This is a genomic window from Psychrobacter sp. UBA3962, from assembly GCF_002385225.1.
In the GTDB taxonomy this organism is placed as follows: Bacteria; Pseudomonadota; Gammaproteobacteria; order Pseudomonadales; family Moraxellaceae; genus Psychrobacter.
The window spans coordinates 46,765-63,376 of the sequence record NZ_DGDC01000030.1 but is presented as its reverse complement, the minus strand read 5'-3'; the positions used below and the strand labels follow the sequence as shown (position 1 = coordinate 63,376).

Annotated in this window: 14 protein-coding genes; 6 read left to right on the top strand and 8 right to left on the bottom strand. The window is 43.8% G+C overall.

The features are described from left to right. The first annotated feature begins 262 nt into the window (after positions 1-262). Positions 263-2,275 carry a phosphomethylpyrimidine synthase ThiC gene (gene thiC / locus B3S92_RS07760; protein ID WP_296204578.1) on the top strand — a complete coding sequence of 671 codons (2,013 nt, stop codon included), beginning with the start codon at positions 263-265 and terminating at the stop codon, positions 2,273-2,275. A gap of 142 nt (positions 2,276-2,417) precedes the next feature. On the opposite strand, the gene B3S92_RS07755 is transcribed toward thiC, so the two are convergent. Further along, positions 2,418-3,308 (bottom strand): fructose bisphosphate aldolase, encoded by an 891-nt coding sequence (locus B3S92_RS07755; protein ID WP_296204577.1) that lies wholly within the window; start codon positions 3,306-3,308, stop codon positions 2,418-2,420. Positions 3,309-3,757: 449 nt separating this feature from the next. Between B3S92_RS07755 and B3S92_RS07750 the strand changes: the two genes are divergently transcribed. From B3S92_RS07750 to B3S92_RS07730, 5 genes are all read left to right on the top strand, one after another. Next, positions 3,758-4,279, top strand: coding sequence for an META domain-containing protein (locus tag B3S92_RS07750; RefSeq protein WP_296204576.1), 522 nt, complete (start codon positions 3,758-3,760; stop codon positions 4,277-4,279). A 601-nt stretch (positions 4,280-4,880) separates the two neighbouring features. Then, complete coding sequence (locus B3S92_RS07745; RefSeq protein WP_296204574.1) at positions 4,881-5,900, top strand: DUF1852 domain-containing protein; 1,020 nt, start codon at positions 4,881-4,883, stop codon at positions 5,898-5,900. A 94-nt stretch (positions 5,901-5,994) separates the two neighbouring features. Continuing rightward, positions 5,995-7,023, top strand: coding sequence for a methionine synthase (locus tag B3S92_RS07740; protein WP_296204572.1), 1,029 nt, complete (start codon positions 5,995-5,997; stop codon positions 7,021-7,023). Positions 7,024-7,090: 67 nt separating this feature from the next. Beyond that, positions 7,091-7,603, top strand: coding sequence for a flavin reductase (locus B3S92_RS07735; RefSeq protein ID WP_296204570.1), 513 nt, complete (start codon positions 7,091-7,093; stop codon positions 7,601-7,603). 130 nt (positions 7,604-7,733) lie between these two features. Continuing rightward, the gene (locus B3S92_RS07730) at positions 7,734-8,555 is read left to right on the top strand and encodes a sulfite exporter TauE/SafE family protein (protein ID WP_296204567.1); all 822 of its coding nucleotides are present in this window, start codon (positions 7,734-7,736) and stop codon (positions 8,553-8,555) included. 96 nt (positions 8,556-8,651) lie between these two features. Here the strand turns inward: B3S92_RS07730 and glmS are convergent, their stop codons facing one another. The 7 genes from glmS to hisF all read right to left on the bottom strand — a co-directional run bounded on the left by glmS (position 8,652) and on the right by hisF (position 16,487). After that, on the bottom strand, positions 8,652-10,499 hold the full coding sequence (gene glmS, locus B3S92_RS07725) for a glutamine--fructose-6-phosphate transaminase (isomerizing) (protein ID WP_296204566.1): 1,848 nt from the start codon (positions 10,497-10,499) through the stop codon (positions 8,652-8,654). Positions 10,500-10,676: 177 nt separating this feature from the next. Next, positions 10,677-12,044, bottom strand: coding sequence for a bifunctional UDP-N-acetylglucosamine diphosphorylase/glucosamine-1-phosphate N-acetyltransferase GlmU (gene glmU, locus B3S92_RS07720; RefSeq protein WP_296204563.1), 1,368 nt, complete (start codon positions 12,042-12,044; stop codon positions 10,677-10,679). Positions 12,045-12,264: 220 nt separating this feature from the next. After that, the gene (locus tag B3S92_RS07715; RefSeq protein ID WP_296204561.1) at positions 12,265-12,867 is read right to left on the bottom strand and encodes a phosphatidylglycerophosphatase A family protein; all 603 of its coding nucleotides are present in this window, start codon (positions 12,865-12,867) and stop codon (positions 12,265-12,267) included. A 51-nt stretch (positions 12,868-12,918) separates the two neighbouring features. Continuing rightward, positions 12,919-13,986, bottom strand: a complete 1,068-nt coding sequence (thiL, locus tag B3S92_RS07710; protein ID WP_296204608.1) for a thiamine-phosphate kinase — start codon at positions 13,984-13,986, stop codon at positions 12,919-12,921. Positions 13,987-14,154: 168 nt separating this feature from the next. Continuing rightward, positions 14,155-14,889 carry a transcription antitermination factor NusB gene (nusB, locus tag B3S92_RS07705; RefSeq protein ID WP_296204559.1) on the bottom strand — a complete coding sequence of 245 codons (735 nt, stop codon included), beginning with the start codon at positions 14,887-14,889 and terminating at the stop codon, positions 14,155-14,157. A 144-nt stretch (positions 14,890-15,033) separates the two neighbouring features. Further along, a complete protein-coding gene (gene ribE / locus B3S92_RS07700; RefSeq protein ID WP_077451546.1) occupies positions 15,034-15,552 on the bottom strand; it encodes a 6,7-dimethyl-8-ribityllumazine synthase in 519 nt (172 codons plus the stop codon). A gap of 164 nt (positions 15,553-15,716) precedes the next feature. Then, positions 15,717-16,487 (bottom strand): imidazole glycerol phosphate synthase subunit HisF, encoded by a 771-nt coding sequence (gene hisF / locus B3S92_RS07695; protein WP_077451547.1) that lies wholly within the window; start codon positions 16,485-16,487, stop codon positions 15,717-15,719. Positions 16,488-16,612: the final 125 nt, after the last annotated feature.

The window sequence follows — 16,612 nt, the reverse complement described above, 5'->3', positions numbered from 1 at the left end:
ATCTTATACAGACCTGTCAATTTTCACAGCTTACCAAGCTGTGCTATGCCGTGCGTGATTATCAGCGAATTGCTATTACTGTTATCTGCATCACGGCCTGACAGCTTCTTATATAGGCTATAAGCCCTATCTTTATTAGGTAACAAATATTAGGTAAAAAATGCACAAAATGACGGGCCTGCGCTCACTGAGTCTTTATTTTTATCCCGTTTTTCTAAAACAACTTGGCATTGCGCCATTTACATAAAATAAGGAACCCCTCATGAGTCATGTAGCAAATAACGTTAAGACCCCTGCCCATCGCTCTGAAACAGACGAGCGCTTTGATGAAGAAGCGCGCGACTTAACCCGCAGCTTACCCGCTTCAAAAAAAGTTTATATCAAAGGCTCACGCCCTGATATCCAGGTGCCAATGCGTGAAATCACTTTGACTGATACTCCTACCGGCGGTTTTGGCCTAGAGAACGGTGAAAAAAACCCGCCATTTTATGTCTACGATACCTCTGGGGTTTATACCGATCCTAATGTCGAAATTGATTTGACCAAAGGGCTTCCAAAGCTACGTGAAAAATGGATTGAAGAACGGGGTGATACTGAACGCTTAGAGGGCCTATCCAGTAATTATGGCAAAGAACGTGCTCGTGACATCACCACCGCTAATATCCGTTTCGCCCACATTGATAAGCCACGTCGTGCCAAATCTGTGAATGGCAAAACTGGTAATGTTACTCAGATGCATTATGCCCGCCGCGGTATTATTACCCCTGAAATGGAATACATTGCCATTCGTGAAACTCAAAAACAGCATGAACTAACCGATAGGCGTCAACATGCCGGCGAAAGCTTCGGTGCCAACACCCCAAAAATCATTACCCCTGAATTTGTGCGTGACGAAGTGGCTGCCGGTCGAGCCATCATCCCTAATAACATCAACCATCCTGAATCTGAACCGATGATTATTGGGCGTAACTTCCTCGTGAAAATTAATGCCAACATCGGTAACTCAGCGCTAGGCTCAAGCATTGATGAAGAAGTCTCGAAGATGACCTGGGCTACCCGTTGGGGCGCGGACACCATCATGGATTTATCTACCGGGAAGAATATTCATGAAACCCGCGAATGGATTATCCGCAACTCTCCCGTGCCAATTGGCACTGTACCCATTTATCAAGCGTTAGAAAAAGTAGACGGGGTCGCTGAAGATTTAACCTGGGAGATTTTCCGCGATACGTTAATTGAACAAGCTGAACAAGGGGTAGATTACTTCACCATCCATGCCGGCGTGCTATTGCGTTATATTCCCCTAACCGCCAACCGCTTGACGGGTATCGTCTCCCGTGGCGGCTCTATCATGGCTCAGTGGTGCTTGGCCCATCACAAAGAAAGTTTCCTATACACTCATTTTGAAGAAATCTGCGAAATCATGAAACAGTATGATGTGGCCTTTAGCTTAGGGGATGGTCTACGTCCTGGCTGTCTCCAAGATGCCAATGATGAGGCTCAATTTGGTGAATTACGTACCCTGGGTGAGTTAACACAAGTGGCTTGGAAACACGATGTGCAGGTAATGATTGAAGGTCCAGGCCATGTGGCTATGAACCGTATTAAGGAGAACATGGATCTACAGCTTGAGATGTGCCATGAAGCGCCTTTTTATACGCTAGGCCCATTAACTACGGATATCGCTCCTGGCTATGATCACATTACCAGTGCCATTGGTGCGGCGATGATTGGTTGGTACGGTACGGCAATGCTATGCTATGTTACCCCAAAAGAGCATTTGGGCTTACCCAATAAAAAAGATGTCAAAGACGGCATCATCACTTACAAAATTGCTGCTCATGCTGCCGACCTAGCCAAAGGCCACCCTGGTGCTCAAGCTCGAGACAATGCTTTATCTAAAGCGCGCTTTGAATTCCGCTGGGACGATCAGTTTAACTTAGCGTTAGACCCAGACACAGCCCGTGAGTTCCATGATGAAACTTTACCGAAAGATGCTCATAAGTCTGCCCACTTCTGCTCTATGTGTGGGCCTAAGTTCTGCTCAATGAAAATTACCCAAAACGTACGTGAGTATGCTGCTGGCTTACCTACCGGTGCCGAGGTAACTCCAAGCAGTGGTAAACTATCTGATGACGTGCATCTAATCAAAGAAGTGGAGACTGAGCTTGTGGGTCAAATCGGTGAGGCCAGCTTTGAAGAAGTACAAAAAGGCATGGAGCAGATGAGTGAAAAATATAACTCTGAGGGTCGTCAGTTATATAAAGAAGTTTAACCTGTAGCTATTTTGCCGTTAAACCTTTAAACACTTAACCCATAAAAAAAGCTTGAATCCCCCATTTTAATAACAGGGGGTTCAAGCTTTTTTTAGACCAGATATTTGGTTAGGCTACTATAAACCTAACTAGATAACTGCCTTAAACTTTAGAGGCGTTATAGATTTTGTCGATTGAGGCATCGATAGTGGCTGAGAATTCTTCGTCAGTTTGAGATTTTGACAAGCCTTCAGTGAAAGCACGTGAGAAGCTAGCAATCATACCTGGGTTTTGTGATAGGCGCTCACATGACTCATCACGGCTATAACCGCCTGATAATGCCACTACTTTAAGCACTTTTGGATGATTGATTAAGTCGCTGAAAAAGCCGGCTTCTTCTGGAAGGGTCAGCTTAAGCATCACTTGCTGATCGTTATCTAAGCGATCTAAGTTACGTAAGATCTCTTCTTTCATCAGTATTTCGCACTGTGCTTTTTCTTTGCTTTCAATATTTACTTCTGGCTCAACAATGGGCATAAAGCCTTTTGATAAAATTTGCTTAGCAACGTCAAACTGCTGCTGTACCACTTTCTCGATACCTTCTTGCGTTGCTGTATGAATTACAGAGCGCATTTTAGTACCAAAAATTGGGAAGTTTTTGGCTTTATCTAGCAACGCATCTAGATTTGGCATTGGTTTCATTACCTGAACACCCCCTAGCTCATCAGCTAAGCCCTTGTCTACTTTTAGGAAAGGTACAATGTTTTTGTCTTCCCAAAGATAGTTGGCTGTTGGCTTACCATTTACTTCACGGTCCATGGTGTCTTCAAATAAGATAGCGCCTAAGACACGGCCACTGTCAAAAGTATCACAAGTCATGATACGAGTACGCATTTCATGGACTTTAGCAAACATCTCATCATCGTTTGAGTATTCACTCTCTTCCACACCGTACATACGAAGTGCTTTTGGCGTACTACCACCACTTTGGTCTAAAGCTGCGATAAAACCTTTGTCATTTTTGATGCGTTCTAATTGCTGCTGATAGCTCATAATTTTTCCTATTTCAATTAATGGGTTAATAAAAAGGTAAATTAAAAAATGGGTCTAAATTTTTTGTTGTAAATCTAACATAAAACGTTAATAAAATCCGTTGCCCTATTGTTTAAAATCTTAGGTTTAAGGCCTTATAAACCAACGTCTGCTCCATAAAAACAGGGCTAATCCGTAGCGGATCTTAAATTTTGTCCTATTATACGCTACTGAACGAGAAATTTAAGCCTAACCCCAATGAAAAACCCACTTAATGCTGCGTCCTATATTAGTAACTGTGGCGGTTTTATAGTATTTGAATGGTTACTGACTCTTGTCAGTGTATTTAGGCTCTGTAATAATGGTATTTAGCAAAAGAAGTATTAAAAAATAGGGTTAGGGTATGTCACCTCTCTCCTCTATATCAATAATAAACCAATGAAAAACTTTAAATTTTGAGAGGATTTTATATGAAAACTATGAATATGCTAATGATTTCCGGTGCTATCGCCATGAGTGCTTTAGTTTCAGGCTGTCAAACTACTACCGGCATGGCAGAAGGTGACGCCAAAGCTGGCAATATTACTACTTATCAAATTACAGATGCGGCCCTTCAGGCCAATAACTGGCAATTGGTGGATGCAAAAACTACCGATGGTAAAAAAGTGGATGCCCTATTTACCAATGCTGCTAAGCCTTTAACTCTGAACTTTATGAGTGTAGAGGGCAACAATATGGTTAGTCTGATGAATACTTGTAATACTATCTCAGCTCCTTATAGCATTGTAAATGGTAATGTGGAGTTAGGAAGTATGATGAGTACTATGATGGCTTGTCCTGATGCAGAAGCTAAATTTGATGCAGCGTCTGTTGCTTCTGTCGTAGGTAAGTATACCTTAAGCCAAGGGGCGGATAAAACGCCAATGCTAGTAGTGACTAATAACCATCAAGTAGCTCATTTTAAAGCAGTTGCAAAAACTGAGGCTAAATAGTTATTGAAAAGCATCTAAGCCTAAACTAGGTAGAATAGTAACTGCCAAGTTAAGGCTATTGTTAAAGCTGAGCTTATTGTAAAAAGATCGCCCATTATAAGGTGGTCTTTTTTTATATCATTAAAATGACTACAGGCGATTTCTCTTAGTGGAAACGGCCTTTTTTTCAACTGTGACCGCCTAAACTCTATATATGTGAAGGTGGATTCAAGCTATATATCCTGATATTTATTCATAATAAGCTGAGTTTGGTTCAAGACGGGCTGAATCTAGCCTGTTTACTCCCCTCTATACTTTCTGAGTTTATCCCTAGCATTAGCTGTTATTTTTCAATTGCCTACCTTAACTACATAACAAATAAGTTTTCCACTAAACCCTTATAAAATAAAGGCTTACATGCTCCTCTCCCTCTAACACGCCCCCCTTCTTTTGGGCAGATTTCACTAAAAAAATACTCAAGATTTGATGCAAAAAGCAATTAACATGAATTTAACTCATCTTTAGGTTAAGTTAAATCGTTTTCATTCATGTAAAGCCTTGGGTATGATTTATCTCATACACAAATTCGGTTTTATCTTGAACAACTAGGGTAGCAAATATTATGAGCAACAAATTTACTTATTCGATTTCAAAAATTCGTTTTGACGAGAACTATAAGCCTGCTGACAGCACGCGTCTGACCACCAACTTTGCCAATTTAGCCCGTGGTGAAAGTCGTCAGGAAAACTTACGCAAGACCCTTACTATGATTAACAATCGTTTTAATGCCTTAGCGCATTGGGATAACCCAAACGCTGACCGTTACTCTATTGAGCTGGATATTATATCCGCCAATTTAGATGTTGAGGGCAATGGTAAAACCTTCCCAGCGATTGAGATTCTACAAACCACCATTGTTGACCATAAACAAAATAAACGCATTGAGGGTATTGTCGGCAATAGTTTCTCCTCTTATGTACGCGACTATGACTTTAGCGTGGTACTGTTGGATCATTTTGCTAAAAACCCAAATACACCACCCCCTGCAGACTTTGGTGTGCTGCACGGCAAACTGTTTCAACATTTATTAAATTCAGACGCTTACCAAGCCAACTTTAATAAACAGCCGGTGATTTGCTTAAGCGTGTCTACCACCAAGACCTATCATCGCACCACCAACCAGCATCCAGTATTGGGTGTGGAATATAAACAAGATGAGTACTCATTAACGGATGCCTATTTCCATAAAATGGGGTTAAGAGTACGCTACTTTAAGCCTAAAGACAGCGCCGCCCCCTTGGCTTTTTACTTCTCAGGTGACTTATTAGCCGATTACACTGACCTTGAGTTAATCAGCGCCATTAGCACCATGGAGACTTTCCAGAAGATTTACCGCCCTGAAATTTACAACGCCAACTCAGCGGCTGGTGAAGTTTATCAGCCAAGCCTAAACTACCAAGATTACTCGCTGACACAAGTGGTGTATGACCGTGAAGAGCGCAATCAACTGGCCGTGAAGCAAGGCAAATTTACTGAAGAGCAGTTTATTAAGCCGCATCAAGACACGCTTGATGAGTGGGCAGCCAGTTATGAAGTGAGCTACCCTGCTGAAGCCGGTAAATCGCAAAAAAAAGCCGCTTAATGGCTTGTTAATAGTTTGCAGATAAACACCCTGCAACGAAACCTTATTAACTAAATTTTTTGAACCCCCTATTAGAATAGAGAAGATAAATAACATGGCCCTATTATTACCGACTTCAACCGCTGGCAGCTTACCCAAACCTTCTTGGTTGGCTGAGCCTGAAAAACTTTGGTCACCTTGGAAGCTAGAAGGTGATGAGCTGATTGAAGCCAAACAAGATGCGCTGCGTTTGACCTTGCAAGAGCAAATCCACGCCGGCATCGATATCGTCAGTGATGGTGAGCAGACCCGCCAGCACTTTGTGACCACCTTTATTGAGCATCTTGATGGAGTGGATTTTGAAAATCGTGAGACCGTAAAAATCCGCGATCGCTATGAAGCCAGTGTGCCTTCAGTAGTGGGCGCGGTGAGCCGTCAAAAGCCAGTGTTTGTCGAAGACGCTAAGTTTCTACGTCAACAAACCGATCAGCCCATTAAGTGGGCCTTACCCGGTCCAATGACTATGGTCGATACTCTGTATGATGGCCATTATAAAAGTCGTGAAAAACTGGCTTGGGAATTTGCCACCATCTTAAACCAAGAAGCACGTGAGTTAGAGGCCGCTGGTGTGGACATCATCCAATTTGATGAGCCTGCTTTTAACGTCTTCTTCGATGAAGTTAACGACTGGGGTATCGCTACTTTAGAGCGTGCTATTGAAGGGCTAAAGTGTGAAACCGCAGTGCATATTTGCTACGGCTATGGGATTAAGGCCAACAATGACTGGAAAAAAACTTTGGGTTCAGAGTGGCGCCAATATGAAGAGGCCTTCCCCAAACTTCAACAGTCAAAAATTGATATTGTGTCGCTTGAATGCCAAAACTCACACGTGCCAATGGAGTTGATCGAGCTGATTCGTGGCAAAAAAGTAATGGTAGGCGCCATTGATGTGGCCACTAACATTATCGAAACTCCAGAGGAAGTGGCGGCTACCTTGCGTAAAGCACTGCAATTTGTGGATGCGGATAAGCTTTATCCTTCAACCAACTGTGGCATGACTCCTTTGTCACGCCAAGTGGCTCGAGGCAAGCTAAAAGCGTTAAGTGCCGGTGCCAAAATCGTGCGTGATGAGCTTACCGCTTAAGAGCTGTAACTGTATCAAAAGTGGCTAGTCTCTAGCCACCATGTTTTTTGAATTTAGGATTAAAGTAATGATTGAAGCTACTGACTTTAGAGAGGCCATGTCTTTGTTAACCACTGCAGTCAATGTCGTCACCACCACTGGTGATTCTGGCATGCACGGGTTTACGGCCTCTGCGGTGTGTAGCGTTACCGATACGCCGCCAACCTTGTTGGTTTGTATGAATCAAGCCTCTCGCTCACATAGCTATTTTGTTGAAAATAAAATCTTGAGTGTGAATGTGTTGGGCGCACAGCATGAGTCCATCTCCAATGCCTTTGCCTCCAAGCTCACTCAGACCGAACGCTTTGAGCAAGCCCAATGGACAAAGCTGACTACCGGAGCACCAGTGTTAGAAGATGCTTTGGTCAGCTTCGATTGTGAAATTGAGCAGATCCAACAGGTGGGCACGCACAGTGTGTTTATGTGCCGAGTGGTTGACATTAAACTCCCTGAAAACCAAGATAATGCTGAGCATAGCTTGGTTTACTTTAATCGCTCGTACCATCAGTTGGGCCAAGTGGCTGAATTATCGTTTGCTTAGCCCAAACAGTTATTATTGATGGTAGCTATTTCAGTTAAAAAGTCCTATATATAATATAGCTTTTAAACTAAACGGCTACCTAAATAAATTAGCCCTTCCCTCCATCTTTTAACTGAGAAGAATTTGCCCTGTGGAATTAATCATTTTTTTAATCATTGGCGCTCTGGCAGGATTTGCTGCAGGGCTATTTGGCGTGGGCGGTGGCACCATTATCGTACCGCTACTGTTTATTGTATTTACCCAAATGAATTATGATCCTGATACCATCATGCATCTGGCGTTAGGGACGTCACTGGCGACCATTATTGTCACCTCGATAAGCTCTCTTATGGCGCACAATGAAAAAGGCTCTGTGATATGGCCGGTTTTTAAAAATCTAGCTCCTGGCATGGCGCTCGGCTGCTTTTTTGGCGCAGGATTGGCCGGTCAAATTTCGGGCGTACATCTACAGATCATTGTCGGTATCTTTTTGCTGTGGGTGGCCTACAAAATGTTTTTCGGCGGCAAAAAACAGGCAGCTAGTAGTGTGAATGCTAACCATACTCCGGTGGTACTGCCCTCGAAACCTAAGCAATTAGCTGCTGGCGGGGTTATCGGCATTGCTTCTGCCATCTTCGGTATCGGCGGTGGCAGCTTGACTGTGCCTTACTTAACACGTTATGGGGTGGTAATGCAAAAGGCAGTTGGCACTTCAGCAGCGTGCGGATTACCCATTGCTATTGCCGGTGCATTGGGCTTTATGTTATTTGGGATGCAGCAAAAAATTGATGTTCCCAATACCATTGGCTTTGTGCACATTTATGCCTTTTTAGGCATTGCTTCCATGAGCTTCTTTACCGCTAAATTGGGGGCAAAAGTAGCGCATATTTTATCACCGGCTATGCTAAAAAAATGCTTTGCAGTGCTATTGACCCTTATAGGCTGTTATTTCCTTTATAAAGGCCTGCGTTAAGCTCTAACTTAATATACTCTGCTCAACCATGCAAACAATAAAGCCCCTACCAGATTTTGGCAGGGGCTTTTTTATAATCTTCTATCTAACCGGTAATTATTCGACTGTTACCGATTTAGCCAGGTTACGTGGCTGATCCACATCAGTACCGCGCATTACCGCCACATGGTAAGACAGGAACTGCACTGGCACACTATACACAATTGGGGCTAAATGCTCATTGACGTCTGGCACATGAATCACATGTAGACGCTCATCGCTCACCAGTTGGCTCGACTCGCTAGCAAATACAAACAGCTCGCCATGACGGGCGTGAACTTCTTGCATGTTTGCTTTTAGCTTATCTAACATGCTGTCTTTTGGCGCAAGCACTACGATAGGCATGTCCTTATCAACTAAAGCCAATGGACCATGTTTCAGCTCTCCTGCAGCATAGCCTTCAGCATGAATATAGGAGATTTCTTTTAGCTTTAGCGCCCCTTCTAAAGCCAATGGGAATTGCACCCCGCGGCCTAAGAACAGGGTGCTGTGTTTGGCTTCAAACTTCTGACCCATAGCTTCGATCGCCTGATCTAAGTTTAAGCTTCTATCAAGCTGACCTTTTAGCTTATGCATCTCAGTCACAATCTCAGATAACTGCTCTGGTTCCATGCGCTGCTGAACTTTACCCACCTTCAATACCAACAGCATTAAAGCTACCAATTGAGTGGTGAAGGCCTTGGTTGACGCTACCCCAATCTCAACACCAGCCAGTGTTGGGATAAATATATCGGTTTCACGAACTAGAGAGGAAGTTGCTACGTTACAGACACTTAAAGTAGTTAAGCCTTTAATCTCACCGGCCTTAGCTCTACGCTGGGTTTCACGAAGCGCAGATAAAGTATCGGCGGTCTCCCCTGACTGAGACAGACAAATAATCAAGGTATCATCCACTACCACGGGATTACGGTAACGGAACTCGCTCGCCACTTCCACAGAGCAAGGCAGGCGGGTTAAGTTTTCAAACCAATATTTGGCAATCAAACCGGCATGATAACTGGTACCACAAGCCAAGACTTGAATGTTACGAACTTTGGCCAAAAGCGCTTCATGACGCTGTAAAAACTCTTCTTTCAAATCGTTGCCAGTCGCCCCCATTTCAACAGTACGGGCCACTGCATCAGGCTGCTCATAAATCTCTTTAAGCATGTAGTGCTTAAACTCACCTTTATCAGCATTATGGTTTTTAGCATCTAACTCAGTAATGTTACGCTCTACAGGCTGACCGTCGGCAAATACCTGAATACTGTCGCGCTTAATAACCGCAATATCGCCTTCTTCAAGATACATAAAGCGGTTAGTTACTGGCAATAGTGCCAACTGATCAGAAGCAATAAAGTTCTCTCCAATACCCACACCGATAACCAAAGGTGACCCTAGGCGTACAGTAATTAGCTCATCCGGATTGTCCACATGAATGACACCTAAAGCAAAAGCACCATGCAATAAAGGAACAATCTTCTCAACGGCCTTTAATAAATTATTGGTTTCTTTATAGGCTTCGGCCACTAAATGCGCCACGACCTCTGTATCCGTTTCAGAAGTGAAGGTATAGCCTTTCTCTATTAATTCTTCTTTTAGCGGGCCATAGTTTTCAACAATCCCATTGTGAACCACCGCCACTTTACCTGAAACGTGTGGATGGGCATTGTGTTGTGCAGGCTCACCATGAGTCGCCCAACGGGTATGAGCAATACCGATATGACCTTTAAAGCTTTCACTATCATTTTTTACAGCATCTACTAAGGCTTGTACCTTACCCACTTGACGCTCACGGTGTAGCTCACCTTCATGGATAATGGTCAAGCCAGCTGAGTCGTAACCTCTATACTCTAAACGCTTCAGGCCTTCTAATAATACATTTGATATATTACGCTCTGCTACCGCACCCACTATTCCACACATAAAAAATCCTCAAATCATGGTTACTGATAAGGTATTACAATAGAGCCCATCCTGTTTGGCCTGCTCTGCTCTTTACTCATCAATATAATTAACTGTTACTAGCTGTTTAAATTCACAAAACTTTTTAATGGGCTTTTTGAGCCCATTTTCTTAAGTATAGGGACATCAATAATTAGATTAATTCTTTTTTTCAGGACGCTGATAGTTGTCTTTTTGAACCTGACGTCCTCGGCCAATCGCTAATGCCTTGTCTTCCACATTTTTGGTAATTACCGACCCAGCACCGATGGTTGCCGTCTCCCCAATATTAACCGGAGCCACCAAGCAAGCATTGGTACCAATAAAGGCATTATCACCCACAACGGTCTGATGCTTATTAACCCCATCATAATTACAAGTAATTGCCCCAGCACCAAAGTTAACGCCCGCTCCTAGCTGTGCATCGCCCACATAGCTTAAATGGTTGACCTTACTGCCCTCGCCAATGTGAGATTTCTTAATCTCCACGAAGTTACCCAAACGGGTCTTTTTGGCCAATACCGATTGCGGACGCAAATGAGCAAAGGGCCCAATCGTTGCTTCCTCTCCTACTTGCGCTTCATCAAAGACGCAGTAGGGTTTGATGTGCACGTTATCGCCAATTTGGGTGTCTTTAATGATACAACCCGCTTCAATAGTCACGTTGCTGCCTAAGCTTACTTTACCTTTAAACACTACGTTGATGTCAACAAACACATCCTGACCGACGCTGACTTCACCACGAATATCAACCCGACTTGGGTCAGCGAACTGTACCCCTTGAACCTGTAAATCTTCTACCAATTTAGCTTGCCAACTACGCTCAAGACTGGCCAGCTGTTGACGGTTATTTACCCCTTCAATTTCAAACTCATAATCGGGTTCAATAGCAGTAATTGCAATCCCATCCGCCACGGCCATTTTCACAATATCGGTTAAATAGTATTCTTGTTGAGCGTTGTCATTAGACAAGTTTGGCAAGTACTTATGTAATAAAGTATTGTCTACACAATAAATCCCACTGTTAATTTCACGAATCGCCTGCTCTTGCTCATTGGCATCTTTTTGCTCAACAATAGCGATAATATTACCCTGCTCATCACGTTTAATACGACCCAAACCAAAAGGATTATCAACGGTTAAGGTCAACATAGACATGCCTTCAACGTTGGCCTCTTTTAGACGCGTCAAAGTTTTGGCACTGACTAGGGGAACATCACCGTATAAGATTAAGCTTTTGCCCTCAGTTGGCAACTCTGGCAAAGTCACTTGAACTGCATGGCCTGTGCCTAACTGTTCCGTTTGCTCAACCCAAGTTAGCTCGTACTCTTGCATCGCCTGCTGCACCTGATTACCACCAAACCCATAGACCACAATAGTCTTGTCTACATTCACACTTTGACAGGTGTCTAGCACATGGGCCAATAATGGCTTGCCTGCCAATGTTTGTAAAACCTTAGGTTTGGCAGATTTCATACGGGTACCTTTACCCGCTGCAAGAATAATCGTCGTTAGTGTGGTAGTCATAAGCAGTTAACTCTTAGCGAAATAAAAAAAATAGCAAAAATCAATGGCTGATGGTAAAGGACATCCAAAAGCCGTTATTTATCTAAAATAATATATCAAAACTAATAAAATGGATTCAGTTGCACTATTGTTGCTCGAGGCTTCTTGTAAAATTTTTACCCAAAGCTCTGGTATTATATTCTCTGTCTAACTACTGATGCTAGGTCCCATGATTGTAAGGCTAAGCCCCATAACTGCTAGGGTAAAATGTCACAATACTAGCCACAATCATCAACCAAGCTACTAAAGCCATAATGCCGGCTAAAATATCATCTAACATGATGCCTAAGCCGCCCGTTAGTTTTCTATCCGCCCACCTGATAGGATTGGGCTTAGCAATATCAAAAAATCTAAATAAAATAAAAGACAGAATTATCGCAAGCCAGTAGTAGCCTAGGGTTAGATATTGCGGAGCATAAGTCATGATGAAAGACAGCGGCAATAAGCTGATCCATATGCCCGCCCATTCATCCCAGACAATATGCGGGTCATCGTGGACTTGCATCAATACCGAGGTTCTATCACAGATCCAAATACCTACTATACTTGCCATTAAGCTAATAACCAAGAAGGAAATAAAACCCAAGTGCAGTAAAGGCAAAGCTATCACTAATCCGCCTAAAGTCCCCCAGGTCCCTGGTGCCCGTTTCGGCAACCCACTACCCAAACCAATTCCCAGCCAATATACCACCTTATCGAGCAGACTGGCCCCTAAAGGCAGAGGAGGACATTCATTGGCTTTACTAATATCTGGCTTGTGGTTCATATTAGAATCTAGTGACATAGTCGCCCCCTCATAATCATTGGGCTAATTATATTATAGTTAAATATTGGGTTAGCTACTAAAGTGCTGATAGCCGTGTAAATTGGGAAAGCCATCAAAAGGATAAGGCGCTTGCTCGGTAACGGCAGTGCCTTGATAGGTAAGCTTAATAGCTGATGGCCCAAAGTTAGTGGTACCGACTGACTGCTCTTCCTCTTCCTCTTCCTCTAACTCTATCACCTCACCAATACAGGTTACCGGGGTAGACACTGAAGACAGTAAGTCTTGGGATAACTGCACCGATGCCGGCAGGGTGAATACCAACTCATAGTCATCTCCGCCTGTCAGCTGACAGCGTAGTCTTTCGGCCAACTCTACATGCTGTAAGGGCTTGCTTGTTGGCAGCTGGTCCAATTGTAGACTCATGGCCACCTGACTTTGCTGACATAAGTGCCCTAAATCCTGAACTAGCCCGTCGGAGACATCCATCATCGCCGTTGCCAAGCCAGTACTGGCAAGCTTTTGACCTAAGATGCTGCGCGGAGTGGGCATATGCAGTCGATGAGCCAGCTGCTTTCCAACCTCAGTTTCAGGATGATTAAGAGCGTAACTGGCATCGCCTATAGTGCCAGAAACATAAACCTTATCCCCTACCTTAGCCCCACTGCGATAGACAGGTTGAATGGCCACAGGCAGTATCCCATTTGCAGTGATACTGATAACCAGCTTATCGTTACGGGTGGTATCCCCACCAATCAGTCTTACGCCAAACTGCTTGCACGCATGAAACAACCCCTTGGCAAACTCCGCCAACCATGGCTCATTGGCAAGACGTTCAGGCAAAGCCAGTGCCAATAGAATACTGTGAGGCCTAGCGCCCATGGCCGCGATATCAGAAATATTAACCGCAACCGCTTTATAACCAATAGCAAAGGCCAATTCAGATACCTGCTGCCAATCTTCACTAAAGTGCCGACCTTGAACTAAAGTATCAACACAAGTGACCCACTGGCTAGGCGCATTGATGGCTACTACTGCAGCGTCGTCTCCCAAATCCTTGATAATGGCCGTATGTTCAATACTTGCTCCCTCGGTATCTTGGGCTTTGAAATAACGATAAATAATCTCAAATTCAGTCATCATTCTTCATCCTAAAGTTTGATAGAGTCACTACCTATTGTAGCCGCTTATGAAGCCCTTCTCTTTTAGAGCAAAGCCAAGACTACTTAAATAAAAGGCTATCTATCGAGATCAATAGATAGCCTTGCCTTTATATAGAAAACTTAATAAGCCCAAGCCTCTGTTCGGCTATTTTTTTGGTTTAAGCCCAATCCGTGGTTTTGGCTGGCGAGGCTGTTGATCTGCCTCTACAGCTTTTGGTGCTTCAGTCGACGCTTGCTCAGCATTGTCCTGTTCAACCATCGCCTCATCTGCTTGCGCCGTACTTAGCTGCTCCGCTTTGGCTTGCTGCTTTTTCTGCTTATAGCCTGTGCCTTTATCAGCTTCTACTTCAACGGTACGTAGCTCTGCAGCTAGTTTATCCATAACCGCATTGATAAGCTTATGAGCATCGGTTGCGCCAAAATGAGTATTTAGCTTCATGGCTTCATCAAGAACAACCTTATAAGGAATGTGTAAGCTGTGCTTTAATTCATAAGCACCGATAAGCAGCACCGCATGCTCCACCATGTCAATCTGATCAATTTGGCGGTCTAAATGCTGAGCAATTAAAGCTTCTAATTCATCAATTTGCTCAGGTATTTCACGCATCATGCTGTGATAATAACCCAGGTGTACGGTGTGCATAGCATTGCTGGCACGAGTACGCGCTGCAATATCATGAGGAGGGTTTTCTTTCCACTCACTCATTCCTGTTTGCTCAAAGCGATGATCCGTCATCAACCACTCGTACAGGCCTTGTAAAGCAAAACGACGTGCCTTACGCACAGCAGCGTGACTGGTCTTGTAACTAGATTCATTTATATCAAACTGGTCGTTTGATTGAGGGTTGTCTTTAGTATGTGCCGGATTTCGAGTGCTCATGTATATAAATACCTATCATCAAAGAGCGAGCTTTGACATTACTATGGGTTATTAACTAAAAATATTTTAGGGACAAAACCACCGCAGTCGAAACTGCGGCAGCAACTAACAGGATAAAAAAATTAACCGAATAGGAAAACTGATTTAGTCTTCTTCATCATAATCAACATCAAGTTGAGACAACACAGCGATCATCTCAAGCGCTACCATCGCAGCTTCAGCGCCTTTGTTGCCCGCCTTGGTGCCTGAACGTTCAATGGCTTGCTCGATGGTGTCTGTGGTTAAGATACCGTTAATGACTGGGATGTTATAGTCCATAGAGACGCTGGCTAGACCACTTGCAGAGCTATTGGCTACCACATCAAAGTGAGGCGTACTACCACGAATTACTGCGCCCAATGCCACAACCGCATCGAAACGGTCTGATTCTGCAGCACGCTGGGCGGTCAATGGCAATTCGAATGCACCGGGCACACGAATCACACTGATATTGCTGCCAGATACCCCGTGACGCAATAACGCATCAATGGCACCGTCTACTAGTGACTCAACAACAAACGCATTAAAACGACCCACTACGATACCGATACGAGCGTCTTTATTTTGATATAAATTGCCTTCAATATGAGTAATGGCTTCACGTTGCTTTTGTAAATCTTGCATAACGACATCCTAATCCGAATGATGATATAAAATTACAGCTATGATAACATTTTTTAAAGGCGGTTTTAGTAGCAATCGTTGTGAATAACTGGGTTAATAGCGACAAAAATGTAACTATTTCACCGCAGCCACTGCTGTGCTCTGTTTTGCCTTGATGAATGGCGCTATAGACGCATCTCAATACCCTGATCTGCCATAAACTGCTTCGCCTCTCCAATGGTATATTCTCCAAAGTGGAAAATACTGGCAGCCAGTACCGCATCGGCGCCGCCTTTGAGTACCCCGTCTGCCAAATGTTGCAAATTACCGACACCACCAGAGGCAATCACCGGGACATTAACGGTGCTAGTAATGGCTTTCATTAGCTCTAAATCATAACCTTGCTTGGTACCATCGCCATCCATCGAGGTGACTAGCAGCTCGCCAGCTCCCAAGTCAGCCATCTTAGCCGCCCAAGCTACAGCATCAATCCCCGTAGGTTTACGACCACCATGGGTGAAAATCTCCCATCTAGGCTCACCGTCTACATCGGCTACCCTTTTGGCATCAATGGCTACCACAATGCACTGACTACCAAACTTAGCAGCAGCTTCCTCAACAAACTCTGGGGTAAACACCGCCGCTGAGTTAATCGCTACTTTATCGGCACCGGCATTGAGTAAATTACGGATGTCTTCAATTTTACGTACACCGCCGCCCACAGTTAAAGGCACAAATACCGTCTCAGCAATGCGTTCAACCATGTCATAGGTGGTATCTCTGCCGTGATGGGTCGCGGTAATGTCTAAAAAAGTGATTTCATCCGCCCCTTGCTCGTTATAACGACGCGCCACTTCTACTGGATCACCCGCATCCTTAATATCGACAAACTGTACGCCTTTAACCACACGGCCATTGTCTACGTCCAAACATGGAATAATTCTTTTTGCCAACATTGCCTTCATCCTGTTTCTAAAATTTTGAACAAATACTGCTTTAAGTGAGTGCTGTTTTTTTGTTTAATCAACCTGCATTATGCCTAGTATCGCTCTATACCTCTAGCCCTGCCTTCATTTTAGCA

Bases quoted from the DNA above. Each gene is read 5' to 3' on its own strand.
- B3S92_RS07745 (WP_296204574.1), top strand. From the start codon at position 4,881: ATGAGCAACAAATTTACTTATTCGATTTCAAAAATTCGTTTTGACGAG.
- thiL (WP_296204608.1), bottom strand. From the start codon at position 13,986: ATGACTGAATTTGAGATTATTTATCGTTATTTCAAAGCCCAAGATACC.
- ribE (WP_077451546.1), bottom strand. From the start codon at position 15,552: ATGCAAGATTTACAAAAGCAACGTGAAGCCATTACTCATATTGAAGGC.
- thiC (WP_296204578.1), top strand. From the start codon at position 263: ATGAGTCATGTAGCAAATAACGTTAAGACCCCTGCCCATCGCTCTGAA.
- glmS (WP_296204566.1), bottom strand. From the start codon at position 10,499: ATGTGTGGAATAGTGGGTGCGGTAGCAGAGCGTAATATATCAAATGTA.
- B3S92_RS07740 (WP_296204572.1), top strand. From the start codon at position 5,995: ATGGCCCTATTATTACCGACTTCAACCGCTGGCAGCTTACCCAAACCT.
- hisF (WP_077451547.1), bottom strand. From the start codon at position 16,487: ATGTTGGCAAAAAGAATTATTCCATGTTTGGACGTAGACAATGGCCGT.
- B3S92_RS07735 (WP_296204570.1), top strand. From the start codon at position 7,091: ATGATTGAAGCTACTGACTTTAGAGAGGCCATGTCTTTGTTAACCACT.
- B3S92_RS07750 (WP_296204576.1), top strand. From the start codon at position 3,758: ATGAAAACTATGAATATGCTAATGATTTCCGGTGCTATCGCCATGAGT.
- B3S92_RS07715 (WP_296204561.1), bottom strand. From the start codon at position 12,867: ATGTCACTAGATTCTAATATGAACCACAAGCCAGATATTAGTAAAGCC.
- nusB (WP_296204559.1), bottom strand. From the start codon at position 14,889: ATGAGCACTCGAAATCCGGCACATACTAAAGACAACCCTCAATCAAAC.
- B3S92_RS07755 (WP_296204577.1), bottom strand. From the start codon at position 3,308: ATGAGCTATCAGCAGCAATTAGAACGCATCAAAAATGACAAAGGTTTT.
- glmU (WP_296204563.1), bottom strand. From the start codon at position 12,044: ATGACTACCACACTAACGACGATTATTCTTGCAGCGGGTAAAGGTACC.